The sequence below is a fragment of the Marinifilum sp. D714 genome (assembly GCF_030851345.1).
GTDB lineage: Bacteria > Bacteroidota > Bacteroidia > Bacteroidales > Marinifilaceae > Marinifilum.
Genome location: NZ_JALPNU010000024.1, coordinates 24,683 through 49,261, shown reverse-complemented (window position 1 = coordinate 49,261; position 24,579 = coordinate 24,683). Strand labels below are relative to the sequence as shown.

Sequence of the window (24,579 nt, the reverse complement as noted above, 5' to 3'; positions counted from 1 at the left end):
AGAAATTCAATCTAAAAATAATTTCTATATGGATTTAAATATTAAGGATCAACTTTTTATAGTCTGTGGCGCAACTTCTGGTTTTGGAGCCGCAGTATTAAAATATTTGGTTCAGGATGGAGCCAAAGTAATTGCAATTGCACGTAGCGATAAAAAACTAATTAAACTAGAGAATGATTATCTCAACTCCATTGAAAGTTTTTGCGCAGATATAACCGCTCCTGAAAGTATATCACTTTTATTAGATAAAATTAATAACAGGAAAATTTCTGGTGTATTTGTGAATGCTGGTGGTCCGCCGGCTATGAAAACCTTAGAAACGAAAATTGAAGATTGGGACAATGCCTATCATCAATTACTGCGTTGGAAAGTAGCCCTTACTCAAGCTCTTGTTCCTTTGATGCTAAAGGAATCTTATGGAAGAATGGTGTTCCTGGAGAGTTCATCGGTAAAACAACCTATCGACAATTTGGTTCTAAGCACATCCTTAAGACTTTCCGTGGTGGGATTTGTAAAAACATTATCACAGGAAATTGCTGATTCGGGTGTTACCTTAAATATTGTTGGACCTGGTTATCATGAAACTCTGGCTATCAATCGTTTATTGGACAAAAAAGCTGAACAAGAAAATATCACAATGCAGGAAGCCAAAGACAAAATTGCATCAGGAATACGAATGAAAAGAATGGGAAATCCTGATGATTTAGGACAATTGGCAGCATGGCTTCTTTCTCCAGCTTCGGGATACATCTCGGGCCAAACCATTAGTGTTGATGGTGGACAAATATTGGGTGTACACGGTTAAAATTATAATTTCATTTGCTTCCAATTAGGATAAACATTAACTTAAAGGAACCCAAAATGTAATCCTAAAACTCTTGTACAATGAAGAATTTACTCGACAACATTTTAAACTTCTTCAATTCGACTAATGAGGAAGAATTTTATTACGTAAAAATGGAGCGTAATGAAAAATGTTACTGCGATAGTGGCAAAAAATACAAGTCCTGTCATTATCCAGATCATCAAAAAAGAAGCAAGATTGCAGTTCGAAAAATAGATGAGAAAACAGGCGAAGAAGAAATTAAAATCTTATCGGTAAAAAAACTAAGAAAAGAACATTTTAGAGTAAGAACCAGTGTAAATTAAAATATTCTAAAAAGAGATCATTCAATAGAATGATCTCTTTTATTTTCTTTTTACTGCCTTAACCTGATCAAGAGTAACACTTCCATAACTATTTCCCCAAGAATTTAGTATGTAATTGAATACCAAAACCAATTCCTCATCAGTTAATCCAGAGGCAGGCATTAGGCTATTGTATTTCACTCCATTTACTTTTATGGGTTTATTACTTCCAAACTTCACCATATAGATGGCCTCTTCTAAATTCTCGCTTAAATAATTCGAGCCTGCCAAAGGCGGATAAAACTTTTCTATTCCTTTTCCCGACTTCATATGACAATTCATACACTTCGCTCGATATAAAACCGCACCTTTCTCTAAGTCAGTTTCTGGCAAACTTATCTTTTGATCAGTGCTTACTGTCTTTTTTTTACCAGATCCTCCACAAGCCGTAATTAGAAAGAATAAGGAAAAGACAAATATTAGGTTTATTAATTTCATGCTACAGATTCTTGTTTAGACCTAATAAAAATAATCAACACAAGTGATATTATCAAAATAAATCCACCATCTAAATAGCTAAGTGTCGTAAAAAAAGAAAGTTAAGCATAAAAAACTACAAAATTATTTTATATATTTATATAGAACCACTTAACCGGACGAGAATAATTTTATTGGATTATTGCCTATTTTCTCTCCTTAACCCTAAAATTTGGAGGAATAACTATGAAGTTAAAACTTGCTATTTGCCTTGCCTTTCTTCTTCAATCTTTTATTTCGGTTGGTCAAAATACTAAAGAGTTATATTATGACTTTGAGGTAGGTGTAATAGAACACCTTGAAGAATATATCCCTGAGGACATAATGATAACAAATGAAGCAGGTCAATTGGTTAATTTAAAAAAGCAAATCAATAAACCTACTGCATTAATATTTGTATACTACCGATGTCCTGGAATTTGTAGTCCTTTAATGGATGGATTGGCAGAAGTCATTGAAAAAAGTGATTTAGAACTTTCGGAAGATTATCAAGTAATCACGATCAGTTTTGATCCTACTGAAACCATAGACTTGGCCATTAAAAAGAAAAACAACTATAAGTCTTTGGTAAAAGGAAAAAACACCGAAGAAGGTTGGAGCTTCTTTACCGCTGACAGTCTTAACATAGCCAAAGCAACACAAAGTATGGGATTTCGTTACAAGAAAACCGGTAATGATTATACACATGCTGCTACCGTAATTGTATTGAGTCCGGAAGGCAAGATTACCCGATATTTAAATGGAACCTATTTTCTTCCATTCGAATTTAAACTGGCCATGCTTGAGGCTTCTAAAGGACAAGCAGGGCCTACCATCAATAAAATATTACAATACTGTTATTCATATGATCCTGTAGGACAGGCCTATGTTTTAAATATCACAAAAATTACAGGTACGATCATACTAGCAATGGGAATCATCATATTTCTATTACTAGTGATCAGAAAACCACGAAGAAAAAGAAGTTAACCACGAATTACACTACTTCAAAAACAGTAAATGTCGTGTAATCTGTAGCTAAAAATAAATTAATACCTACACATATGTCAGAAACCGTAAATCAGCACACCGAGGTGAGTTACCTTGAATACAAAGGACGATTCAAAGGACTGTTTGCCTGGATTTTCTCGACAGACCATAAACGCATTGGTCTGCTCTATTTGTACAGCATGTTAGTATTGTTTAGTGTAGCCGCCCTGCTTGGACTTGCCATGAAAATTGAGCTTATCGCTCCGGGCAAAACCATTATGGATGCTCAAACCTATAACAGTTTCTTTACGCTTCATGGTATTACAATGATATTCCTGATTGTGGTACCTGGCTTGCCTGCTGTTTTCGGGAACTTCTTCCTGCCTATCATGATTGGAGCAAAAGATGTAGCTTTTCCAAAATTGAATCTTCTTTCCTGGTGGATTTATATCATTGGAGCTTTCATTGCATTATCAGCTCAGTTTTTAGGTGATGGAGCTCCAGATACAGGTTGGACATTCTACGCTCCATATAGTTTCAGAACAGGAACCAATATGCTGCCTGCTGTAACGGGTGCTTTTGTTTTAGGTTTTTCTTCCATCGCTACAGGTATTAACTTTATTGTAACCGTACACAGAATGCGTGCTCCTGGAATGACATGGATGAAAATGCCGTTGTTTCCTTGGGCACTTTACGGAACATCCTGGATTCAAGTATTAGCAACTCCAATTGTAGGTGTTACCCTTTTAATGATTGTTTTGGAAAGAACCATGCAGATTGGTTTTTTCGATCCAGCATTGGGTGGCGATCCAATCCTGTACCAACATCTTTTCTGGATCTATTCTCATCCTGCAGTATACATCATGATTCTTCCTGCCATGGGAGTAATTTCTGAAATCATTCCAACGTTTGCCCGCAAAACCATATTTGGTTACAAGGCAATTGTGGTATCTACCCTGGCAATTGCGTTTGTTGGTTACTTTGTGTGGGGACATCACATGTTTACCTCGGGAATGAGTGGAACGGCCTTGTATACTTTCTCCATATTAACATTCTTTGTAGCCATACCAAGTGCCATTAAAATCTTTAACTGGGTGGCAACCCTTCACAAAGCATCCATCGATATTCAAACTCCATTTTTATGGGCGCTTTGCTTTTTGTTTGTTTTTATGGTTGGTGGATTATCGGGAATGGTATTGGGCGCATTATCTACCAATGTCCACCTACATGATACCGCTTTTGTTGTAGCTCACTTCCATTTTATTGTATTCGGTGGAACAGGATATGCCTTCTTTGGAGCCATTCATTACTGGTATCCTAAAATGTTCGGCAAAATGTACGACAAATCATGGGCAAATATTGGTTTGGCAATATTCTTTACTGGATTCAATACCCTTTACCTTCCAATGTTCTATTTGGGCATGACAGGTATGCCTCGCAGATATTACGACTACGTTGATGAATTCCATGGTCCAAACATCGTATCATCACTTGGTGCATTACTAATGATATCAGGTTTAATCATTATTATTACCAACCTTGTACGATCTGCTAAATATGGAGCTCCTGCCGAAGCAGACCCTTGGCAAGGCAAAACTCTGGAATGGACTGTGGCAAGCCCTCCAAGTCTTGAAAATTTTGAAAAAATTCCTACTGTAACTAAACACCCTTATGGATATGAATGATCATCAAGTGCACATAGACGAACATAGAGACGATGAAGGTGCTAAAACTGGTATGTGGATTTTCATTTTTACCGAACTTCTTTTATTTGGTGGGCTGTTCATTGCCTATTCGGTTTATCGATATTTAAATCCTTTGGCTTTTCATTTGGCTGCCGAAGAACTGGATACTACTCTGGGTACAATCAACACCGTTATTCTACTGGTGAGCAGTATGACCATTGCCATGTCGATTAGTGCTATGCAGTATAAGAACAAAAAGCTTACGCTAATATTTATGACAATCACACTTTTACTGGCTCTGGCCTTTATGGTAAACAAATACTTTGAGTGGAGTGGCAAAATTTCACATGGAATTTATCCAGGAAGTATGACTTTGCAAGAAGCAAGTAGAGGTGAGTTGCTGTTTTTTGGCTTGTACTACGCCATGACAGGATTACATGCACTTCATATTGTTATAGGAATGGCATTTATTGGCTATGTTATGCATCTGGTTATTAAAAATGAAGTACAACACGATAATTTTGCCATACTTGAGAACAGCGGACTTTACTGGCATCTTGTCGATTTAATTTGGATTTTCCTTTTCCCATTATTTTATCTCATTACCTAAATAAAGAACTATGGAAAAAGACCAACATACACACATCGTAAAATACAAAACATATTTATATGTCTTGATAGCACTGTTGATTATGACATTTATTTCTGTAGCAGTTACAGGAATAGATTTAGGACCATATACAGTTACAGCGGCATTGCTCTTGGCAAGTTTCAAATCAATTTTGGTTTTACTGATTTTTATGCATTTAAAATTCGACAAGAAATTTTACGGCATTATGGTAGCGAGTGTCTTTCTGCTACTTGCCTGCGTTATAGTTATTACATTCATGGACTACTTATACCGATAGCTTATGTTTTCGAAAGGAATAGCCGATGCTTCAAATTTTGTAAAAGGAGTTGATACCTCATTCATTGTGATTTTAGGAATTACCATTTTCTTCCTTGTAGCCATCACAATTGTAATGATATACTTTGTTTTTCGATATCGCAAATCTAAAAATCCTAAAGCAACACAAATCCACGGGAGTGTTAGTTTGGAAATATTGTGGACAGTAATACCAACAGCCTTAGTTATGGTAATGTTTTACTATGGCTGGATAGGATATAAACCTATGAAGGAAGCGCCTGAAGATGCCTTTGAAATTAAAACCATTGGGAGAATGTGGAACTGGCAATTCGAATATGAAAACGGGAAGAAAACCGATACACTGTATGTTCCGATCGACAGGGCCATCAAACTGGATTTAGTGGCATTGGATGTACTTCATAGTGTTTACATTCCAGCATTTCGATTGAAACAGGATGTTGTCCCAGGTCAAGAACACATGATGTGGTTTATCCCTGGTCGCGAAGGTGAATTCGATCTGTTTTGCACCGAATATTGCGGTTTGCAACATTCATACATGCAAACATCGGTAATTGTAATGCCACAGGAAAAGTTTGATTCCTGGTACATTGATACAACCCAAACCGTGACTTTAATATCGGATAAACCTGGTGCTTTGGGCAAACGAATTGTACAAAAAAATGGTTGTTTGGCATGCCATTCCATTGATGGATCTAAACTGGTTGGACCAACCTGGAAAGGCCTTTTTGGGAAGACTGAAGTCGTAAAAACCGGAAAGGAAAAAAGAGAAGTTATTGTTGATAGTGCATATGTATTGAATTCAATTTACAATCCGAATGATGATATCGTAGATGGATATCAAAAAGGATTAATGCTTTCCTACAAAAATGAGCTTACCGAGGAAGATATCGGAGAAATAATTGAGTTTATGAGAACCCTTAGCGAAGATAAATAATATGAATATACAATCCAAAATATCAGTCCTACTGGAACTTGGGAAGGTTAAAATTGCTATCCCAATTGCCATATCATGTTTTACAGGCTTTATACTTCACACCCCTGAAATTTCCTGGCAAATGTTCTATGTAGTATTTGGGATATTTTTAATTGTGATGGGTGCATCAGCCCTAAATCATATACAAGAATACAGGAAGGATGCGTTAATGGACAGGACAAAGTTCAGACCCATTCCATCGGGAAAAATAAGCATTTCCGAAGCGGTAAGGTGGAGCGCACTTTTTTTATTGACCGGATGTGGTTTTCTTGCCTGGGGAGGAAATCTTACCAGTCTATGGATCGCAATTCTATCTATTTTCTGGTACAATTTGGTTTACACTCCCCTAAAGCAATTTACAGCATTTGCAGTAGTTCCAGGAGCTTTAAGTGGGGCTTTCCCACCATGGATTGGTTGGGTGGCAGCAGGAGGAGATTTACTGGCACCTCCCATCCTGGCTCTCTCCTTCTTCTTTTTTATAGGCCAGATTCCACATTTTTGGCTCTTATTAATGTTGTATGGAGAAGATTATAAGCAAGCCGGTTTTAAAGTGTTGACTGATGTATTTACTTTCAGTCAGATTAGGAAAATTACTCTGGTTTGGATGTTGGCAACCATAGTTGTAGCCTTATTACTTCCAGTATTTAGAGTGATCTCATCCCAAATCCTAATTTGGTCCTTATTCATTATTTCCTTGTGGATCATACCAAATAGTTTCATATTGCTTAAAAAGACAGAACGAACCTATACCCGAAAACTATTTCTAAGGCTTAATCTGTATTTCTTATTGGTAATGATCATGATTGGTATTGACCGATTGTACTTGTAGTTTTTTTGTTATCAAATTGTTATTCGGTTTAATTTACTAGACATTTAATTCGATACTACTTAAATTTATAAATCAACTAAAGCAAAATACGATGAAAAAAATATTGATTCTAATACTGGCAGTAGGTTTGTTTGCCGCATGTCAGTCGAACACGAAAAAATCAGAACAACCTGATGAAGCAAACACTACTCAAACTGTAGAATATCAAAAAATGGAATTTGATGTAAGTGGAATGACTTGCACTGGTTGCGAAAACACCGTTGTAAACGGATTAAAGCAAATCAAAGGAGTAAAAGAAGTAAAGGCTTCTCACAAGAATAACCGCGTAACCATTATGGTTGAAAAAGATAAGGTGAATCGAGAGGAAATTGCCCAAAAGATTGAAACGGTAGGTTATACCGTAAATGAATGATACAAAGTTTACTGATAAAAAAAGAGACATCTCACCAGAAATGTCTCTTTTTTTATGTGATTAGCATTACTGCCCTATGTCTTTTCCTTGAAGTTCCACCTTAATGTATTCTATAATCTTCCATCTATCGTCAGGCTTAATTTGCGGCCCATGAGCTCCCATAACACCAAATCCGGTAGTAATTACATGAAAAAACTCTCCTCTTGGCGTAGTTTTCAATATATCCGTAACCAAACTTTTGGGAGCATATGGATACTTGCCACTTGTGTATAAAAATCCTTTCCCATCTCCTTTCTCTCCATGACAGTTGATGCAAAAAATGCCAAATAACTCCTTGCCTCTTTTAACATCCTCCATACTCATTTCTGTCATGTTCACTATATTTATACCTGCCCAGGTTCTGTTTTCCGGAGTCTTCTCGAAATCGTAAGGAATCATCTCTCGTGGAACAGTACCTTCAGGCGGTAATCTCAAGCTTTTTCCATCAGTAAAATTCGGATTAGATGAATAGGGCTCGTAAGCTCTTGAATCCTGCATATCCGGAAAATACGAATAGCCAGGATGGTTGTTATCCTTATCGCAGGAAAGCATTACACTTGCCAACAAAAACACAAAAACCGATACGTATCTATATTTTTTCATAGTCAATTCATTAAAATGATGAATCAGGTTTCGTAATGGAAACTTTCTTCTAGTAAAGGATCATTTTTCACCAACAATGGTGTTTTGGACAAGGAACTAAATACCACATATAGGAATCCTCCCAAGTACAAAGCGATAAAACCAATTTCGATTAAGCCAATCTGTGCAGTTTTGCCAATGGTTCCTGGAATTACAAGCATATAAATATTCAGCCAGTGTCCAATCAATACAATCACAGCCACAAAGCTTAGCCATTTTATATTTCGTTTCGAATCCCTTGTCATTAGGGCAAGAAATGGAAATAAGAAATTGATAATCAAAACTGTAAAAAACAAGAACTTGTGATCGTTTAATCGTGGTGCAAAGTAGGCCGTTTCTTCAGGAATGTGACTGTACCAAATCAACAGATACTGAGAGAACCACAGGTACATCCAGAAAATACTAAAAGCAAACAGGTATTTGCCCATATCGTGAATGTGTTCCTTGTTGATATATTCCAAGTAGCCTTGAGATTTAAGAAAAGCAATCAGCAATATAATAGTTGCGATTCCGCATACAAACATCCCAATAAAAATGAACCAGCCAAATAAGGTACTAAACCAATGTGCATCAATGGACATGATCCAATCCCAACTCATGGTTGAACTGGAGATCGCGAAAAACACCATAAATAAAGCTGCCAGGATTTTCCCTCGCTTATGGTATTTCAAATCTGGATTAATATCCTGATCAAGTGTATTCTTCCTCAGCAGGTAAGTCAAGCCAATCCATCCCAGGAAATACAAGGCCATCCGGGCAAAAAAGAATGGAATGTTTAGATAAGCTGCTTTTCCTTCAAGAATAGGATCGTGCAATCCTTCGTGCGACCAATGATACAAATCGTGCATCCCAAAATAGATCAGGAACATTAGAGCTGCTGATATGGGTAGAAATTTGGTCAAAGCTTCAGGAATCCTTTTTAAGGCCGTATACCAGCCTGCATATGAAATCTTGTGAAGTGCCAAAAAGACGCCTCCAAAAAGTGCAATAAACAAGAAATAAAGGTTGTTGATCAGAACATTGGCCCACAATTCCTGCCTGTTTGGCGATTCGATAAAATAGCCCAAAATCAGCAAGAGAATTCCAACGCCCACTATGGATAAGATTCCATATTGTGTTTTTCGTTTTAAAGTATATTTTTCTTCCATCTCTGTGTGATTTTGAAGGTTATTTGTCAATCTCTTTCACTTTAATATCTTGTGCCTCCTCCTTTAGCAGGATTTCTTTTACCAATTCATACAGATTTCCTGCCTCATCCAAATCGACAATGATCATGAATCGATCATCGGTTATTCTTTCATCGTGAATGGGGTTGTTTGCACCGGGTCCTAATTTCGATTGAATCAGGAAAGCAAATACCATCCCAAAAGCAGCAAACAAAACAGTCAACTCAAATGTGATTGGGATAAAAGATGGAATCGCAAAGTGCGGTTTACCACCTATAAACAGAGGATAATCCACAATAAATGCCCAAGCCTGAAAACCAAAAGCGATAATGCATCCTATTGCTCCTGAAATAAAACCTACTGTTGGTATTCTGGATCGCTTAAAACCTAATATTGGATCTAATCCATGAATTGGAAAAGGAGTCAAAACATCTTGTATAGAAACTTGCTTCTCTTTTAAGTCCTTTGCTGCCCTTAAAAGATTCTCCTCATCCTCGAAATATGCTGAAATGTATCTCCTCATGTCTCTAATGTTTTTCTTTGGTTTCAGGTTTATCTTTTTGATCTCCCGAACTCTTCAATACGCTCTTCACCTCGGCAATGGCAATTACCGGGAATACACGAATGAACAGTAGGAAACAGGTAAAAAACAAACCAAGTGTTCCTATAAAAATTCCGACTTCCACTATAGTTGGTTCATACATTGACCAACTTGATGGTAAATAATCACGGTGAAGAGAGGTTACAATGATTACAAATCGTTCAAACCACATTCCGATATTAATGAATATGGAAAGTATGAAAGTAAATACCAGATTTCTTCTTAATTTCTTAAACCACAACAATTGTGGTGATATCACATTACAGGTCATCATGATCCAATACGCCCACCAATATGGTCCTGTAGCACGATTTAGGAAAGCATACTGTTCGTACTCCACTCCAGAATACCAGGCGATAAACAGCTCGGTAATGTAGGCAATACCAACAATTGAACCTGTTGCAATAATGATCTTATTCATTGACTCGACATGACCAACGGTAATATAGTTCTCAAGGTTTAATACTTTTCTGGTTATAATCAGCAAGGTAAGTACCATGGCAAAACCAGAGAATATGGCCCCCGCAACAAAATAGGGCGGAAATATGGTTGTATGCCAGCCTGGTATCACCGAAGTAGCAAAATCGGTACTTACAATACTGTGAACAGACAAAACCAAGGGTGCTGCCAAACCTGCCAATATCAAACTGATAGACTCATGTCGCTGCCAGTGTTTTGCTGATCCGGTCCAACCAAAACTCAGTAGCCCGTATATCCATTTCTTGAATTTAGATTTTATTCTGTCACGAATTGTTCCAATATCGGGAATCAAACCAACATACCAGAATAACAATGACACCGTAAAGTATGTGCTAATGGCAAAAACATCCCACAACAAAGGAGAGTTAAAATTCACCCAAAGTCCACGCGTATTGGGATAAGGAAAAACGAAAAATCCCAGCAAGGGTCGTCCCATGTGAATTAATGGAAACAATCCGGCACACATTACTGCAAACAAAGTCATTGCCTCTGCGGAACGATTGATACTGGTTCTCCATTTTTGACGGAACAATAGCAAAATTGCTGAAATAAAAGTGCCTGCATGACCAATACCAACCCACCATACAAAATTGGTAATCCCCCATCCCCAACCAATGGTTTTGTTTAGTCCCCAGGTTCCTATTCCATTCCAAATGGTATATCCCATCATAGCCAGTCCAAGTAGTAAAGCAGAAACAGTTAATGTGATACCTGCATACCATGCCTTACCAGGCTTACCTTCGATAGGAGCGGATATTTCGTCCGTTATTTTCTTATAGGTCTTGTTCCCTGTTACAAGGGGTTCTCTTATAGGCGACACATACATAAGCGTGGATTTATGAGTGGTTCATTTTTTTATTTCTAATCTTTGTCAAATAGCTTACCGATGGCAAAGTGTGAATCTCTTCCAGTAAATGGTAGTTTCTCTTGCTAGAGGTTTCTTTTACCAGTTTACTTTCTTTGTCGTTTAAATCTCCAAAAATGATTGCTCCCGAAGGACAAGCCTGCTGACAAGCGGTCTTGATTTCTCCATCTTTCACTTTTCTGCCTTTAATTTTCGCATTCAGTTTCCCTTCCTGTATTCTTTGAACACATAAAGAGCATTTTTCAATTACACCTTTGGCTCTAACTGTTACATCAGGATTCAAGACCATCCTTTTTAAGTCAATAGTCATTTCAGCCACATCATGAAGGTTGTTCGGTATTGAATCGGCTTTGGTATAATCGAACCAATTGAAACGACGCACTTTATAAGGGCAATTATTCCCACAATACCTGGTTCCAATACATCGATTATAAGCCATTTGGTTTAATCCTTCGCTGCTGTGATTGGTTGCTGCCACAGGACAAACATTTTCGCATGGTGCATTATCGCAATGTTGGCACATTACAGGCTGAAAGGATACATCAGGATTGAATTCATCTCCAGAGAAATACCTATCTATTCGTATCCATGACATTTCATGTGCTCGAATTACCTCTTTCTTTCCAACTACCGGAACATTATTTTCCGACTGACAAGCAATGGAACAAGCCCCACATCCCACACAGGAATTTAGATCAACCACCAATCCCCAATGGTGATTTGGAAACTTTGGTTTTTCGTAAATACTTGCATTTTCATACGCATGATGCGATTCATTCCCTGCTGATGGATTCTTCTTGTATTCTTCCAAGCCAGCTTCACGAACAATGGCTCTTCCTTCCATAGAATGATGCGTTTGCGTCATGGCCAAATCATATTTTTCGCTAGTTTTTGCCAGCTTGACATCTCCTAAAAAATCATCATTGGATTGTAGTAAGAAGTTTACATTTACACCTACATTCTTCCCAACAACGCCGCAAACCTGACGCCCATAGCCAGTAGCAACTGCCACTGTATTGTATGCCTGTCCTGGTAGAACATACACTGGAAGTTTTACTTGCGAATTCAGTTCAACTACATCTCCGGTTTCCAACATCATTTCTTCGGCTTGCTTCGGCGAGACACATAAATAATTGTCCCAGCAAATTTTCGTTACCGGATCTGGCATTTCCTGTAACCACGGATTATTGGCCATCTTTCCATCGCCAATGGCAATGCTTTCGTACAATTGCAGTTCTACACCTTTGTTATCTGCTGTTTTTGCCAGTTGATTCACAAGGCTGCTTATATTAGCCAAGCTAAATTGCGTATCGAATACTGACTTTATACTCGGTTCAAATACACCTTGCTGCAGTGTATGGTTCCAGAAAGTCGTAAAATTTGGATATGCTTTTTGCATTGGGTACATGTTCCTTTCCCAGTGATTTTTTATAAAATTAAGATAGTTGCTATCCTCACCAATCCAACTCAATAAACTTGACTGAAACTGTCTTGTGTCGAAAAGTGGACGAATTCCAGGCTGCATCAAACTGTATCGATTGCTTTTGGGTTCAAAATCGTTCCAACTTTCCAGAAAATGGTTATCAGGAGCAAGCAAATTCATCAATGCAGTCGTTTCATTTGGAACCTCATCCATGGCCAGACTAAAAGCAATCTTTTTCAATGATTCTGCAAATTCTTTTCCCTTATAGAAATCGAAGACCGGATTCACACCATAGCTTATTATTCCCTTAATAATACCGGATTTCATATCTTCCAATAGTTGATCCATGTCGGAATCATTGGCTTTGAAAGTATGCAGTTGTTTGTCTACCCTTAAAGTAGAACCATAATTCTCCAATTCGAAATTAATGGCGTTTACAATCACCTGTACACTGGTATCCTTCGATCCTGACACTACCAGTGATTTCCCTTTATGCGACCATAAATCTTTTGCAATTTGCTTTATATTATCATTACTTTCCGAAACTGAATAAATCTCCTTTCCTGCCAGTTTTAAAACCTCATTATAAAGCTGCACAATCAGAAGGCTTTGCTCTGAAGGCTTTACAGGAATCCTTTTATCTGCATTACTACCAGTAAGCGACAATCTTGATTCTATTTGGATATGATGAGACATGGAAGTATTGCCATTGCATAGTTTTCTTTTCTTGGTATATTGCCTGATATGCTCCAAAGGCATTAACCATGTACCCAAAAAATCGGCATCAAAACTTACAATCATATCTGCATAATCAAATCGGTAATCGGCAACACCAGCTTTACCAAAGCACATTTCGTTTGCTTGAATTAGTGCCGATGCGGATTGACTATCATATTGTACCCATTTTACGTTTGGATATTGAGCGATGAACTTCTGAATAACACTAATGGTACTTGGACTGTATATACTCGAAGTGAGTAATACAACTTGTTCATTGGCGTTTTTAAGACGATTTAATTCCTTCTTAACTGCTTCATCCAGTTCTTCCCATGCTAATTTCTGATTTCCTTTCTTAGGATGTTTACATCGACTTGTATCATACAAATCCAAAACGGAAGCCTGTACTCTTGAGCTAGTCCCACCATTGGTTACCCCGGATAAATCGTTTCCCTCAATCTTAATGGGTCTTCCCTCTCGAGTTTTTATAAGGATGCTACAATAATCACTTCCTTTCGAATAACTCGACGCATAATAATTGGCTTTACCTGGAGTTACTTCTTCAGGTTTGATCAAATAGGGAATGGCTTTTTGAACTGAGTTCTCACAGCTGGCTACTACAGTACTAATGGCAAGGCTGAAACCACAAAGTTTCAAAAAATCGCGACGGTTGCTTTTGGAACCATTTTCATTCTTGTCAAAAATATCTAATATTTGCTCCAAGTTCCCTTTTGGCATTGGTTGTTGATCAGGAACAGGATTCTTTCCATTTTTAAGTTCGGGAAGGCTTTTCCAATATTTCTTCATAGGTAAACGATTATCAAGTGATACAAATTAAGGGGGTTGAGTTTTACTCTAAGTCTACTAGTAATGACATCGAGCACACTCCCTTCCTCCGATATCCGTTACTCTAACACTATCTATTGCACCCGAAGTAAGTTCCTCGTGTAGCTTTTTGAATGATTCAGAATAGTATCCATTTTCGCGAAAATCAACTGCTGTTTTATCATGGCAATCCAAACACCAGCCCATCGAAAGATCTTCGACTTGTTTCAGCACATGCATTTCTTCGACCAAACCATGACATTCCTGACAATCTCTCTTCCCAACATTTGCATGCTGAGCATGACTAAAGAAAACGTGATCTGGTAGTTTATGAATTCGAATCCATTCAACAGGGGCATTATTTTCAATGGCAGCATGAATCTTGTTTATTTCAAACTTTCCTGAGTTGGTTCCCTCACGCACAATTATATGGCAATTGAGGCATAGGTTCACATGAGGTATTCCTGCCGATTTACTTTCATCAACGGTAGTGTGACAATATCGACAATCAATTTTGTTATCGGTGGCATGTATTTTATGCGAGAATTTGATTGGTTGAATCGGTGCATAATTCTGCTTGCGACCTAATGCCATCGCGCCTTCTGCAAGCATCTGAATCTGGTAGCCAAACGCGAATACAAAAATCAGTACAGGAATAATTTTATATTTGATTTTCTTCGTAAAGAAGAGATCCACCAAAGCCAGGGTAATTAGTGCGCCCAAAAAGAAAAACACAATTAGGTTGTTCACCTTTGGTTTAGTTTCATAAAGAACACTGCTATTCAATTTCTGCAAATAGGATTTGATGTATCCTAACTCCTCATCTGAAAAGGAATAGTTTTGATGAGATTCCTCCATTTTTTTTCCCAATGGAGACATTAAAACCGAACGAAATTCAGCAATGGATTTATTGGCAAATGTTCCTGCAATAGCTTTGGCTGAAGGATTCCAGTTTAGTGTGTCGATATAATCGATATTGTGACATGAAACACAAGATTGCCACTCTACAGGAGTTCTGGTTAATCCTTTAAACAATCTTTCGCCTCTCTTTTCACTATTTAAAAAGTAATCGAAATGACCAGAATGATCATCTTTCGCTGTAGAATCAGCCTCACTAGCAAGAATTTGAAATGGGGCAAGCAGCAAAATAAATATGAACAAGGCACATGTTAATCTGTAGGGTTTACTCATAGGTCAGGCATTAATTACAGATAAGGTTATATAATAGCAATTCGCAATCGTGCAATGTCAAATTGACTGTTTCTTTACTCTTCTCCCCTACAATTCATCAACATTTCAAGAAACAATCCTGGCGAATCTTTTTTCTCAAATGACTCGCTCTCTACCAAATATAACAATTTAAACTATTAAATCACAGCCTTTTCACATAACAAACTGCAATAATTAGCACACCCAATAAAAGACTTTACTGTCTTTTATTAGTATTTCCTATGAATTCCTGTATTTCAAAAAAAATGAAAAAAACCAGTTTCTAAATAATTTTTGTGCTTAGAAGTGACTAAAAATAAAAAGATGCCTCATTAACATGAAGCATCTTATAAATTAATTTCTTAAACTTTTATTACTCCAATAACGAATCTAAAATTCCGCCACTGCTCTCTTTCGAAGCATTAGGTCCTCCTGTACTTAACTGGCTCACCAACTTACGAATTGGCATAGATTGAAGCCAAACTTTTCCTCTTCCGCTAAGAGTTGCAAGAAAAAGACCTTCTCCACCAAACAGCATCGACTTTAATCCTCCTGATTGCTGAATATCAAAATTTACTCCTTCCTGATAACCAACCACACAACCAGTATCCACGCGAAGTGTTTCTCCGTTCAACTCATGCTCAATTAAAGTACCACCTGCATGAATAAAAGCCTTACCATCTCCTTGCAATTTTTGTAGAATAAATCCTTCTCCACCAAAAAATCCAGATCCTAGTTTGCGATTGAAGTGCATACTAATTTTTGTTCCCAATGCAGCACATAAAAATGCATCGCGCTGCACAATTACCGATCCTCCCAATTTTTCCAAATCCAAAGGAACAATGGTTCCCGGGTATGGCGCTGCAAAAGCTACATGACTCTTTCCAACTCCATGATGAGTAAAGTGAGTGATAAAAATAGATTCGCCCGTAATTTTTCTTGATGCTGCACTTAATAACTTCCCGAACAAGCCTTTGTCAGGCTCCGAACCATCACCCATTTTTGCTTCGAATTCAATACCTTCTTTCATGTAAAGCATAGCACCAGCTTCGGCAATTACCGTTTCATTCGGGTCCAATTCAATTTCTACCAATTGAATATCGTGCCCTTTAATTGTATAATCAATTTCGTGTGATCTCATATTTTTTTCTTTTAAAGTTAACAGATTATTACAAAAAATCTCTTTACGAATATCATATTTTATTGCATTCATTCTTACTTAATCAAAAGAGAGTCAATACTTATTTGGCAGTAAAGCAAGATAATCTGTAACTTTAATAGGCTTTAAATAACTAAATATTGCTGTCATGAAAGTTTTAATTACCGGAGGAGCCGGATACATAGGTACCGAACTGTGCCGAAAATTGAATCAAAATTCTAAAGTAAGCCATATTACCGTACTGGATAATTTAAATCAGGATAATTACAACCTGTTCCTTCATTCTCAAATTAAGCCTGGAAAAGTAAAGTTTGTAAAAGGTGAACTTTTAGATTCGAGAACACTTGACAGTTTGATAAAAGATGTGGATGTTGTGTATCATTTGGCAGCTGAAAATACAGATGATGAGAAGCTACATCAAATACACGAACAAGTGAACAATTGGGGAACTGCCGAATTGATTTATGCTGTTGAAGACAGTGATGTTAAACAATTTATTTATCTCAGTTCAACTGAGGTATACGGTTATTCCAATCAAGAATATGATGTTTATTCCATGTTGGAACCAACTTCATCGCTTGGCAATTCGAAGTTACGAGGCGAACAACATGTAGAGCGCATTATGCCAAAAATCAACACTCAAATTATTCGCTTAGGAAATGTGTTTGGTTATGGTGTGAGCATGAAAATGAAAGGCATTCTAAACAGATTATTGTTCGATTCTCATTTTGTTGGCAAAATATGGATTCACGGCAGTGGCAATCAGAAATTACCCTTTGTTTCGCTCGACAAAACAACCAACATTCTGGATAATTTGTTGGGCGGAAGATTAGATTCTGGCGTTTATAATCTGGTAGAGTATAATAAATCGATTATGGAATTGGTGGAGAATATTCAAAAGAATCATCCCAATATAGAAATGATTTTCACCAATCAACATCTGGAATTACCTCAGCAAATTGTGAAAATTGATGAACGAATCATGAAATTATACAATGGAGAAAAATTGAGTTTTGAAGAAGAAATGATTGTTTTGAAGAATCACTTCGAAACTTCAAGTATTTAAAAAGTTTCACGCAAAATGCGCTAATAAATACAAATGCAAAGAACGCAAAGAGATGATCCATTCTTTGCGTTCTTTTTTATTAGAAAATCTTATCATTCGCTATGTAAAACCATTCCCTTTATATATTCTGTGTTAATTTCTTGACAAATCGATATTGATTAAAGAACTCTTTGGCAATCACGCGCATAATGGTATAAGATGGTATTGCCAGCATCATTCCAATTATTCCTGCCATACTTCCTGCCATTATAATTACAATGAAAATTTCAAGTGGATGTGCATTCACACTATTGGAGTAAATTAATGGTTGGAACAAAATGTTATCAATAATTTGAACACAAGCAAAAACCAATGCCATATATCCAAGCAATGGTAAAATTTCAGTATAAAAATCAGCATGTATATTGGTTGCAATTCCAATAATCATTCCGAATGTAGCTCCAATTATTGGCCCAATGTAAGGAATCACATTCATCATTCCTGCAAAAAGTCCAATTACCACTGCAGTTCCAAAAGGCAAACCAACTATACTTAAACCAATGGTAACCAAAAATCCAACCAATATTACTTCAAAAAACAAGCCCACAAAGTAACGCATCAATAAGTTTTTGATTGAATCTAATACGTGAAGTACCCCTTCTTCGTGTTTTGCTGGTGCCATTAAAACTACACCACTTGTAAATAAACTGCTATCCTTTAAAAAGAAAAAGGTAATGAATGATATGGAGAAGAGTGCAATAAATATATTTCCCAATGTACCTGCCAGAGAACCAAATATCGATGACACATCAGAAATCTTTACAAAAGAGGTGAAATTATCAATTACAACAGCTTTCAGGTTAAAATCATCTCCCTCCGCAGAATATTTTGCAATTAATGTTTCCAGATTTTTAATAGGCTCTTCCAAGCTGCGAGCTGCTGCATTTACATCAATGGTAGATAATTCTTCGGCCTGATCAGCAACCATTGGGATAAAGGTTCGAAAAAATATTACCATTACAAACCAAAGTAATATTAAGGTAATTCCTGCCGATAAAGCAGGTGGGCAGGTCCATTTCCTGATTTTTACCTTGTTCAAAAAATCGACAACAGGTCGACCAATAAAAGATAAAACCACAGAAATTAAGATGTAAGCAACAATATTACTAAAATACCATACCATTAATCCTAAAATAATTAGACCAATGGCTACCAAAATATATTTCCCTTTTCCGTTCATTCTTGAAAAGCAATTAAATGTGTAATATCAGTAAGGAATAACTGAACTTAAAAGTAAGAATTTTTATGAGACTAAGGTCTAATAAATGAAAAAGGCTCTCGATTTGAGAGCCTTTCTTCTAATTTTTATCCTGATTATATTTTCAGAGGGTTCTTCACTTTCTGCTTCATTAGAGCAATATCAAGAACTTCCATAATCTCATCTACAAAATGGAATTTTAATCCTTTCAAGTAAACATCCTTAATTTCTTCGATATCTTTTTTATTCTGATTACAAAGAATAATCTCCTTAATTCCGGCACGTTTTGCTGCAAGGATTTTTTCCTTAATTCCACCAACCGGAAGTACTTTACCTCTCAATGTAATCTCACCAGTCATGGCAATATTTTTCTTCACCTTACGCTGTGTAAAAGCTGAAGCCATTGCTGTTACCATGGTTACACCTGCTGATGGTCCATCTTTTGGAATTGCTCCTTCAGGAACGTGAACATGAAGGTTCCATTCATCAAAAGCTTCTTTCTTAATCTCCAACGAATCACAATGTGCTCGCAAGTATTCCTGAGCCAATAATGCCGATTCTTTCATCACATCACCAAGATTACCAGTTAAGGTCAGCTTTCCTTTACCTGCAGAAAGACTTGATTCAATGAATAGGATTTCACCTCCTACCGAAGTCCAAGCCAAACCAGTTACAACACCAGCATAATCGTTGCCCTGATATTTCTCACGGTTAAACATTTCTGCTCCCAAATACTCTTTCAAATCTTCTGATTTAAGATTGATGTCGTATTTTTCATCCATAGCAACCTTACGAGCCACTCTACGCATAATTTTAGCTATTCGCTGATCCAATGCACGAACACCAGACTCACGAGTGTACTTATCAACCACCTCAGCAATTACCTCTTTCGATATTTTAATGTGATCTGAAGTAATTCCATGATTTTCCATTTGCTTAGGAATCAGGTGACGACGAGCAATTTCAACTTTCTCTTCCTGAATGTATCCACTAACATCAATCATTTCCATACGGTCGCGAAGTGGTGCCGAAATAGATCCAACATTATTAGCTGTTGCCACAAACATCACTTTCGATAAATCGTAATCTACTTCAAGGAAATTATCGTGGAAAGCATTATTTTGCTCCGGATCCAATACCTCAAGCAAAGCAGAAGATGGATCTCCTCTAAAATCGCTACCTACTTTATCAATCTCATCCAAAATGAATACAGGATTCGATGATCCGGCTTTCTTCATGCCTTGAATGATACGACCTGGCATTGCACCAATATAAGTTTTTCTGTGTCCACGGATTTCTGATTCATCGTGCAATCCACCCAAAGACATTCTGACATACTTTCTGTTCAAAGACTCAGCAATCGATTTTCCCAATGATGTTTTACCAACCCCTGGAGGTCCGTAAAGACATAAAATTGGAGATTTCAAATCGCCTTTTAACTTAAGAACTGCCAAGTGTTCAATAATACGATCTTTCACTTTCTCCAAGCCAAAGTGATCATTATCCAAAACTTTTTGTGCATGCTTCAAATCGAAGTTATCCTCGGTATATTCATTCCAAGGTAAATCCAATAATTCCTGCAAATAGTTCAATTGAACTGAATATTCTGCTGCCGCTGGATTCAACCTTTGTAACTTCTTTAACTCTTTCTGGAAAGTTTCTTCAACCTCTTCAGCCCACTTTTTATCTTTGGCTTTTTCTTCCAGCTCCATTACATCCTGATCGTTCGGACTTCCGCCTAATTCGTCCTGAATGGTTTTCATTTGTTGGTGCAACAAATATTCTCTTTGCTGCTGATCCATATCAGTCTTCACTTTCGACTGAATATCATCTTTCAACTCCAGAACCTGAACTTCACGAACCAAATATTCAAGAAGTTTCATTGCTCTATCGCGAATATTATCAAACTCAAGCAATCTTTGCTTCTGATTATGCTTTATCTCCGAGTTACTTGAAATAAAGTTGATCAAGAATGATGAACCTTCGATGTTCTTAATTGCAAATGAAGCTTCGTTTGGAATTTGAGGTGATAACTTGATTACCTTAATGGCAATATCTTTAACCGAAGAAACCAAGGCTTTGTACTCGTTATCTTCCACCTCAGGACGCTGATCCTTGATGGTTTTAATACGACCTACATGAAATGGTTCTTCGCTAATAATCTCTTCAAGCTCAAAGCGCTTTTTCCCCTGAAGAATCACCGTAGTGGTTCCATCAGGCATTTCAAGAATTTTGATAATTTGAGCCACGGTACCAATTTTATTGATATCCTCAAAGTGTGGTTCTTCAACACTCAAATCAATTTGAGAAGCTGCTCCCAACATTCCTTTGTTGTTGTAGACCTCGCGAACCAACTTCAACGATTTTTCTCTACCAACAGAAATTGGAATTACAACTCCTGGAAATAAAACTGTATTTCGAAGAGGTAGTATTGGCAAAGTGTCAGGTACCTGCAACTCATCCAATGCACTTTCATCCTCATCGGTTATAATTGGAATAAAATCCGAATCTTCATCCATCATATTCGACAAAACTATATCACTAATATTGAATTCTATCTTACTACTCATTATCTCGTCTGCCTTTCTTACATTATATCTGTAAAGGAAGTAAGTTTTTATTAAACTGGTGTGACAAAATGTCGCTTCCTCTAAAAAAAAAATTGTTGCTATGTACTTGGCAATCCCTGTGCCAAACAAAAAAAGTCCTCACGATTATTTGTAAGGACTCTTCTTTTATTCTCTAAAATGATTTTCTATACTCTTTTGTCACTTCAAAAATGTGAGATAGAATCCTCTTTTCAACATCATCAAATTCTTTTCCCCTGCGTTTCATTACCAGATCAGCAACCTCAAAGGTTGCATTTAAACGATACTCTTTAAATCCATGATTCCCTCCCATAGAAAAAGACGGAATAAAATTGCGAGGGAACCCCGAACCAAATACATTTGCACTCACTCCAATTACCGTACCTGTATTTAGCATGGTATTGATTCCAAGTTTAGAATGATCACCCATTATAGTTCCACAAAATTGCAAACCTGTTCTTGCAAAGTTTTGGGTTACGTAGTTCCAAAGTTTAACCTGCGAGTAGTTATTCTTCAGATTAGAGTTATTGGTATCTGCACCAATATTACACCACTCACCAAGAACTGCATTACCCAAAAATCCATCGTGAGCCTTATTTGAATAACCAAACATTACTACATTATTCAACTCTCCTCCACATTTACAATAAGGTCCTAGTGTTGTAGCACCATAAATTTTAGCTCCTAAATTTAGAACCGAATGCTCACACATTGCCAATGGTCCGCGAACCAAAACACCCTCCATAATTTCAGCATCTTTGCCAATATAAATTGGTCCTTTTTTTGCATTTAATGTTGCAAACTCAACCGATGCCCCTTCTTCTACAAAGATATTCTCCTTGCCCAGTACATTCACTGTATCTGAAATGAGTTGAGATTCTCTTCCTTCGGTAAGCAAAGCAAAATCTTGGCGAAGGATTTTATCATTTAATGAGAAAATATCGTAGGCTTTATTAATTTGATCAAACTCTCCTGTGAATTCAAGAGTATTTAAACCTTCCAATTTCTCTTTTTGCACCTGTGCAATCTCATCAGCATTTAAACAAGCCGCAATCACAAGGTCATTTGCTATTAAGAAATCTCCCTCTTTTAAATTCTGAACGGCATCAATCAATTCCTTATTTGCTATAACAGATCCATTGATTAAAATGTTCGTATCATCCTTTTTTAAAGGATACTTCTCACTCAAATACTCTTGAGTTAAAAAGCTACATTCAGTATTTAATAAACGTTCCCACTTCTCGCGAATGGTAGTAATCCCTATGCGAATCTCGGAAACCGGACGAGTAAATGTAAGAGGAAGCAATTCGTTCCATGCTCCATCATCAAAAAGAATATAATTCATTGCAGTAGTAATAGTAAATCCCCAAAGGATTCGTGTGTTTCAAATTTTATGTATGGTCAAAAATACAAAAAAAGAGTCGAATAACTTGCTTTAATTATACATAGTAATTCTTCCTCAGAAATTTGCACAAAAAAAAAGCTCCGAATATCGGAGCTTTTCTTCTATAGTAATTTTTGATCTTACTTCTTGAACTTCTTGTAACGGTTCATGAACTTGTCTACACGTCCAGCAGTATCTACCAAAGTCATCTTACCTGTATAGAATGGGTGAGATGTGTTAGAAATCTCTAATTTTACCAATGGGTACTCAACGCCTTCAACTTCGATAGTTTCTTTAGTGTTAGCAGTAGACTTCGCTAAAAAAACAGTTTCGTTAGACATGTCTTTAAAAGCTACCAAACGGTAGTTTTCCGGATGTATTCCCTTTTTCATTTTAAATATCCTTTAAATTTCTTATAATCTTCTTCCAATGGAGTGCAAAGGTAGATATTGTAATTTATTTTGCAAAGAATTATTTAATTATTCTGCACTTTCCTTCGCTTTTTTCCTCCTTGCCTTATCTCCTCTGTTTTCCAGAGGGATAATAGGTGTTCTATTAAAAGGCTTATTTCGGTCAAAAAGGTATCTGTAGGTGAAATGAGTCTTCATTTTAACTCCGCCAACCGATTCGTAAATGGAAATCATTTTTGGATTGAAATCACCCACCCACGACAATTCCAATTCATTGTAATGAGGTTTGCGTTTCATCACCTTGTCCATATGCCAGAAAATTGCCGACTCTACACCAAACCTTTGGTATTTCGGTACAACTCCCATAATGGTAATACGGGCACGGGTAATTGTTTTTCTTTTCAGATAATACAAGAATTTTAACTTGTTCCAAAGGTTAAACTTCCCATTCATCTTTATCAGGATCTGATTGATATCAGGCATTGCAACAAAAAATGCAATTGGTTTTCCCTCGTGATAAGCAAACCAAATGAACTCCTCCTCAATCACTCCTTTTCCTTCTCTGGCAATCTTTCTAAGATCTTCCGGATCTATTGGTGAGAAATTATCATGAAATTTCCAGGCTTCATTGTATACTGCAATGATATCCTGTACATACTTTTCTGTATTATCATATCTGAAATGCTCAAAAGTAAAACCGGGTTTCTTTGCAATCCATTCGGCTATTTTCCAAAATCGCTCCGGGAATTTCTTTCTTAAATCAAGATGATAACTGTATTGCTCGAAGAATACTTTAAATCCATACTCTTCAAAAAACGCTTTGTAATACTTCTGATGATATGGCATTCCATATCCTTGCGGAATGAATCCATCCACCAGCAATCCCCAATGGTTGTCGTTTTCACCAAAGTTAACCGGACCATCCATGGCTTCCATACCATTATCTTTTAGCCAACTTTTTGCTGTATCAAACAAAAGGAAGGCTGCCTTTTTGTCATTGATACATTCGAAAAATCCACATCCACCTGTAGGCTGATCATAAGTATGAGCTTTCTTCTCATTTATAAAAGCGGCGATACGACCAATGGTAACTCCTTTTTCATCTTGCAGGATCCAGCGAATTGCTTTGCCGTGAGAAAAGAAAGAGTTATTGTCTGGACTAAAAATCCCTTCAATTTCAGCATCCAACGGGCGAGCATAGTTTGAATCATTTTGATATAGCTTTCCAGCCAGATTCAAAAACTCTGTTCGGTGCTTCTGATTTGTAACTTCAATAATATTCACAAGAAACTTCTTAAATGGATATC

The 24,579-nt window shown here is 37.0% G+C and carries 23 protein-coding genes; 10 read left to right on the top strand and 13 right to left on the bottom strand.

Annotated features, from left to right (window positions below):
* The first annotated feature begins 28 nt into the window (after positions 1-28).
* Positions 29-805 carry an SDR family oxidoreductase gene (locus tag M0051_RS16545; protein WP_306742629.1) on the top strand — a complete coding sequence of 259 codons (777 nt, stop codon included), beginning with the start codon at positions 29-31 and terminating at the stop codon, positions 803-805.
* An 80-nt stretch (positions 806-885) separates the two neighbouring features.
* Positions 886-1,149, top strand: a complete 264-nt coding sequence (locus M0051_RS16540; RefSeq protein ID WP_306742628.1) for an SEC-C metal-binding domain-containing protein — start codon at positions 886-888, stop codon at positions 1,147-1,149.
* Positions 1,150-1,188: 39 nt separating this feature from the next.
* Here the strand turns inward: M0051_RS16540 and M0051_RS16535 are convergent, their stop codons facing one another.
* Positions 1,189-1,626, bottom strand: coding sequence for a cytochrome c (locus tag M0051_RS16535; RefSeq protein WP_306742627.1), 438 nt, complete (start codon positions 1,624-1,626; stop codon positions 1,189-1,191).
* 225 nt (positions 1,627-1,851) lie between these two features.
* Here M0051_RS16535 and M0051_RS16530 point away from each other — a divergent pair, with 225 nt between their 5' ends.
* The 7 genes from M0051_RS16530 (at position 1,852) to M0051_RS16500 (ending at position 7,461) form a co-directional block, all read left to right on the top strand.
* On the top strand, positions 1,852-2,634 hold the full coding sequence (locus M0051_RS16530) for an SCO family protein (protein WP_306742626.1): 783 nt from the start codon (positions 1,852-1,854) through the stop codon (positions 2,632-2,634).
* Positions 2,635-2,708: 74 nt separating this feature from the next.
* Positions 2,709-4,319, top strand: coding sequence for a cbb3-type cytochrome c oxidase subunit I (locus M0051_RS16525; RefSeq protein ID WP_306742625.1), 1,611 nt, complete (start codon positions 2,709-2,711; stop codon positions 4,317-4,319).
* Entirely contained in the window at positions 4,312-4,929 is a 618-nt protein-coding gene (locus M0051_RS16520; protein WP_306742624.1) for a cytochrome c oxidase subunit 3 family protein, read from the top strand. Before M0051_RS16525 ends, M0051_RS16520 begins: the two co-directional genes overlap by 8 nt.
* Positions 4,930-4,939: 10 nt before the next feature.
* Positions 4,940-5,227 (top strand): cytochrome C oxidase subunit IV family protein, encoded by a 288-nt coding sequence (locus M0051_RS16515; RefSeq protein ID WP_306742623.1) that lies wholly within the window; start codon positions 4,940-4,942, stop codon positions 5,225-5,227.
* A gap of 3 nt (positions 5,228-5,230) precedes the next feature.
* Positions 5,231-6,181: a cytochrome c oxidase subunit II gene (gene coxB, locus M0051_RS16510; protein ID WP_306742622.1), complete on the top strand. Its 951-nt coding sequence runs from the start codon at positions 5,231-5,233 to the stop codon at positions 6,179-6,181.
* Between the two features lies 1 nt (position 6,182).
* The gene (locus tag M0051_RS16505) at positions 6,183-7,049 is read left to right on the top strand and encodes a protoheme IX farnesyltransferase (protein ID WP_306742621.1); all 867 of its coding nucleotides are present in this window, start codon (positions 6,183-6,185) and stop codon (positions 7,047-7,049) included.
* A gap of 91 nt (positions 7,050-7,140) precedes the next feature.
* A complete protein-coding gene (locus M0051_RS16500; protein WP_306742620.1) occupies positions 7,141-7,461 on the top strand; it encodes a cation transporter in 321 nt (106 codons plus the stop codon).
* A gap of 66 nt (positions 7,462-7,527) precedes the next feature.
* Here the strand turns inward: M0051_RS16500 and M0051_RS16495 are convergent, their stop codons facing one another.
* The 7 genes from M0051_RS16495 to M0051_RS16465 all read right to left on the bottom strand — a co-directional run bounded on the left by M0051_RS16495 (position 7,528) and on the right by M0051_RS16465 (position 16,569).
* Positions 7,528-8,103 carry a cytochrome c gene (locus tag M0051_RS16495; protein ID WP_306742619.1) on the bottom strand — a complete coding sequence of 192 codons (576 nt, stop codon included), beginning with the start codon at positions 8,101-8,103 and terminating at the stop codon, positions 7,528-7,530.
* Positions 8,104-8,126: 23 nt separating this feature from the next.
* Positions 8,127-9,290 carry a quinol:cytochrome C oxidoreductase gene (locus M0051_RS16490; RefSeq protein ID WP_306742618.1) on the bottom strand — a complete coding sequence of 388 codons (1,164 nt, stop codon included), beginning with the start codon at positions 9,288-9,290 and terminating at the stop codon, positions 8,127-8,129.
* A 19-nt stretch (positions 9,291-9,309) separates the two neighbouring features.
* Positions 9,310-9,831 carry a DUF3341 domain-containing protein gene (locus M0051_RS16485; protein ID WP_306742616.1) on the bottom strand — a complete coding sequence of 174 codons (522 nt, stop codon included), beginning with the start codon at positions 9,829-9,831 and terminating at the stop codon, positions 9,310-9,312.
* 4 nt (positions 9,832-9,835) lie between these two features.
* On the bottom strand, positions 9,836-11,215 hold the full coding sequence (nrfD, locus tag M0051_RS16480) for an NrfD/PsrC family molybdoenzyme membrane anchor subunit (RefSeq protein WP_306742614.1): 1,380 nt from the start codon (positions 11,213-11,215) through the stop codon (positions 9,836-9,838).
* 10 nt (positions 11,216-11,225) lie between these two features.
* Positions 11,226-14,201, bottom strand: coding sequence for a 4Fe-4S dicluster domain-containing protein (locus M0051_RS16475; RefSeq protein WP_306742613.1), 2,976 nt, complete (start codon positions 14,199-14,201; stop codon positions 11,226-11,228).
* A gap of 57 nt (positions 14,202-14,258) precedes the next feature.
* The gene (locus M0051_RS16470; protein ID WP_306742611.1) at positions 14,259-15,410 is read right to left on the bottom strand and encodes a cytochrome c3 family protein; all 1,152 of its coding nucleotides are present in this window, start codon (positions 15,408-15,410) and stop codon (positions 14,259-14,261) included.
* 391 nt (positions 15,411-15,801) lie between these two features.
* Positions 15,802-16,569 (bottom strand): TIGR00266 family protein, encoded by a 768-nt coding sequence (locus M0051_RS16465; RefSeq protein WP_306742610.1) that lies wholly within the window; start codon positions 16,567-16,569, stop codon positions 15,802-15,804.
* A gap of 166 nt (positions 16,570-16,735) precedes the next feature.
* Here M0051_RS16465 and M0051_RS16460 point away from each other — a divergent pair, with 166 nt between their 5' ends.
* Positions 16,736-17,653, top strand: coding sequence for an NAD(P)-dependent oxidoreductase (locus M0051_RS16460; protein ID WP_306742609.1), 918 nt, complete (start codon positions 16,736-16,738; stop codon positions 17,651-17,653).
* A gap of 118 nt (positions 17,654-17,771) precedes the next feature.
* Here M0051_RS16460 and M0051_RS16455 read toward each other — a convergent pair whose 3' ends face one another.
* The 5 genes from M0051_RS16455 to M0051_RS16435 all read right to left on the bottom strand — a co-directional run bounded on the left by M0051_RS16455 (position 17,772) and on the right by M0051_RS16435 (position 24,556).
* A complete protein-coding gene (locus M0051_RS16455; RefSeq protein ID WP_306742608.1) occupies positions 17,772-18,872 on the bottom strand; it encodes an AI-2E family transporter in 1,101 nt (366 codons plus the stop codon).
* Between the two features lie 134 nt (positions 18,873-19,006).
* On the bottom strand, positions 19,007-21,460 hold the full coding sequence (lon, locus tag M0051_RS16450; RefSeq protein WP_306742606.1) for an endopeptidase La: 2,454 nt from the start codon (positions 21,458-21,460) through the stop codon (positions 19,007-19,009).
* Positions 21,461-21,632: 172 nt separating this feature from the next.
* Positions 21,633-22,823 (bottom strand): GlmU family protein, encoded by a 1,191-nt coding sequence (locus tag M0051_RS16445; protein ID WP_306742605.1) that lies wholly within the window; start codon positions 22,821-22,823, stop codon positions 21,633-21,635.
* A 179-nt stretch (positions 22,824-23,002) separates the two neighbouring features.
* Positions 23,003-23,254, bottom strand: a complete 252-nt coding sequence (locus M0051_RS16440) for a type B 50S ribosomal protein L31 (protein WP_171595720.1) — start codon at positions 23,252-23,254, stop codon at positions 23,003-23,005.
* Positions 23,255-23,341: 87 nt separating this feature from the next.
* On the bottom strand, positions 23,342-24,556 hold the full coding sequence (locus M0051_RS16435; protein ID WP_306742604.1) for a GNAT family N-acetyltransferase: 1,215 nt from the start codon (positions 24,554-24,556) through the stop codon (positions 23,342-23,344).
* Between the last annotated feature and the right edge of the window lie 23 nt (positions 24,557-24,579).

Excerpts from the sequence above, each read along its gene's own strand:
- M0051_RS16545 (WP_306742629.1), top strand. The coding sequence starts at position 29 with ATGGATTTAAATATTAAGGATCAACTTTTTATAGTCTGTGGCGCAACT.
- M0051_RS16540 (WP_306742628.1), top strand. The coding sequence starts at position 886 with ATGAAGAATTTACTCGACAACATTTTAAACTTCTTCAATTCGACTAAT.
- M0051_RS16535 (WP_306742627.1), bottom strand. The coding sequence starts at position 1,626 with ATGAAATTAATAAACCTAATATTTGTCTTTTCCTTATTCTTTCTAATT.
- M0051_RS16530 (WP_306742626.1), top strand. The coding sequence starts at position 1,852 with ATGAAGTTAAAACTTGCTATTTGCCTTGCCTTTCTTCTTCAATCTTTT.
- M0051_RS16525 (WP_306742625.1), top strand. The coding sequence starts at position 2,709 with ATGTCAGAAACCGTAAATCAGCACACCGAGGTGAGTTACCTTGAATAC.
- M0051_RS16520 (WP_306742624.1), top strand. The coding sequence starts at position 4,312 with ATGAATGATCATCAAGTGCACATAGACGAACATAGAGACGATGAAGGT.
- M0051_RS16515 (WP_306742623.1), top strand. The coding sequence starts at position 4,940 with ATGGAAAAAGACCAACATACACACATCGTAAAATACAAAACATATTTA.
- coxB (WP_306742622.1), top strand. The coding sequence starts at position 5,231 with ATGTTTTCGAAAGGAATAGCCGATGCTTCAAATTTTGTAAAAGGAGTT.
- M0051_RS16505 (WP_306742621.1), top strand. The coding sequence starts at position 6,183 with ATGAATATACAATCCAAAATATCAGTCCTACTGGAACTTGGGAAGGTT.
- M0051_RS16500 (WP_306742620.1), top strand. The coding sequence starts at position 7,141 with ATGAAAAAAATATTGATTCTAATACTGGCAGTAGGTTTGTTTGCCGCA.
- M0051_RS16495 (WP_306742619.1), bottom strand. The coding sequence starts at position 8,103 with ATGAAAAAATATAGATACGTATCGGTTTTTGTGTTTTTGTTGGCAAGT.
- M0051_RS16490 (WP_306742618.1), bottom strand. The coding sequence starts at position 9,290 with ATGGAAGAAAAATATACTTTAAAACGAAAAACACAATATGGAATCTTA.
- M0051_RS16485 (WP_306742616.1), bottom strand. The coding sequence starts at position 9,831 with ATGAGGAGATACATTTCAGCATATTTCGAGGATGAGGAGAATCTTTTA.
- nrfD (WP_306742614.1), bottom strand. The coding sequence starts at position 11,215 with ATGTATGTGTCGCCTATAAGAGAACCCCTTGTAACAGGGAACAAGACC.
- M0051_RS16475 (WP_306742613.1), bottom strand. The coding sequence starts at position 14,201 with ATGAAGAAATATTGGAAAAGCCTTCCCGAACTTAAAAATGGAAAGAAT.
- M0051_RS16470 (WP_306742611.1), bottom strand. The coding sequence starts at position 15,410 with ATGAGTAAACCCTACAGATTAACATGTGCCTTGTTCATATTTATTTTG.
- M0051_RS16465 (WP_306742610.1), bottom strand. The coding sequence starts at position 16,569 with ATGAGATCACACGAAATTGATTATACAATTAAAGGGCACGATATTCAA.
- M0051_RS16460 (WP_306742609.1), top strand. The coding sequence starts at position 16,736 with ATGAAAGTTTTAATTACCGGAGGAGCCGGATACATAGGTACCGAACTG.
- M0051_RS16455 (WP_306742608.1), bottom strand. The coding sequence starts at position 18,872 with ATGAACGGAAAAGGGAAATATATTTTGGTAGCCATTGGTCTAATTATT.
- lon (WP_306742606.1), bottom strand. The coding sequence starts at position 21,460 with ATGAGTAGTAAGATAGAATTCAATATTAGTGATATAGTTTTGTCGAAT.
- M0051_RS16445 (WP_306742605.1), bottom strand. The coding sequence starts at position 22,823 with ATGAATTATATTCTTTTTGATGATGGAGCATGGAACGAATTGCTTCCT.
- M0051_RS16440 (WP_171595720.1), bottom strand. The coding sequence starts at position 23,254 with ATGAAAAAGGGAATACATCCGGAAAACTACCGTTTGGTAGCTTTTAAA.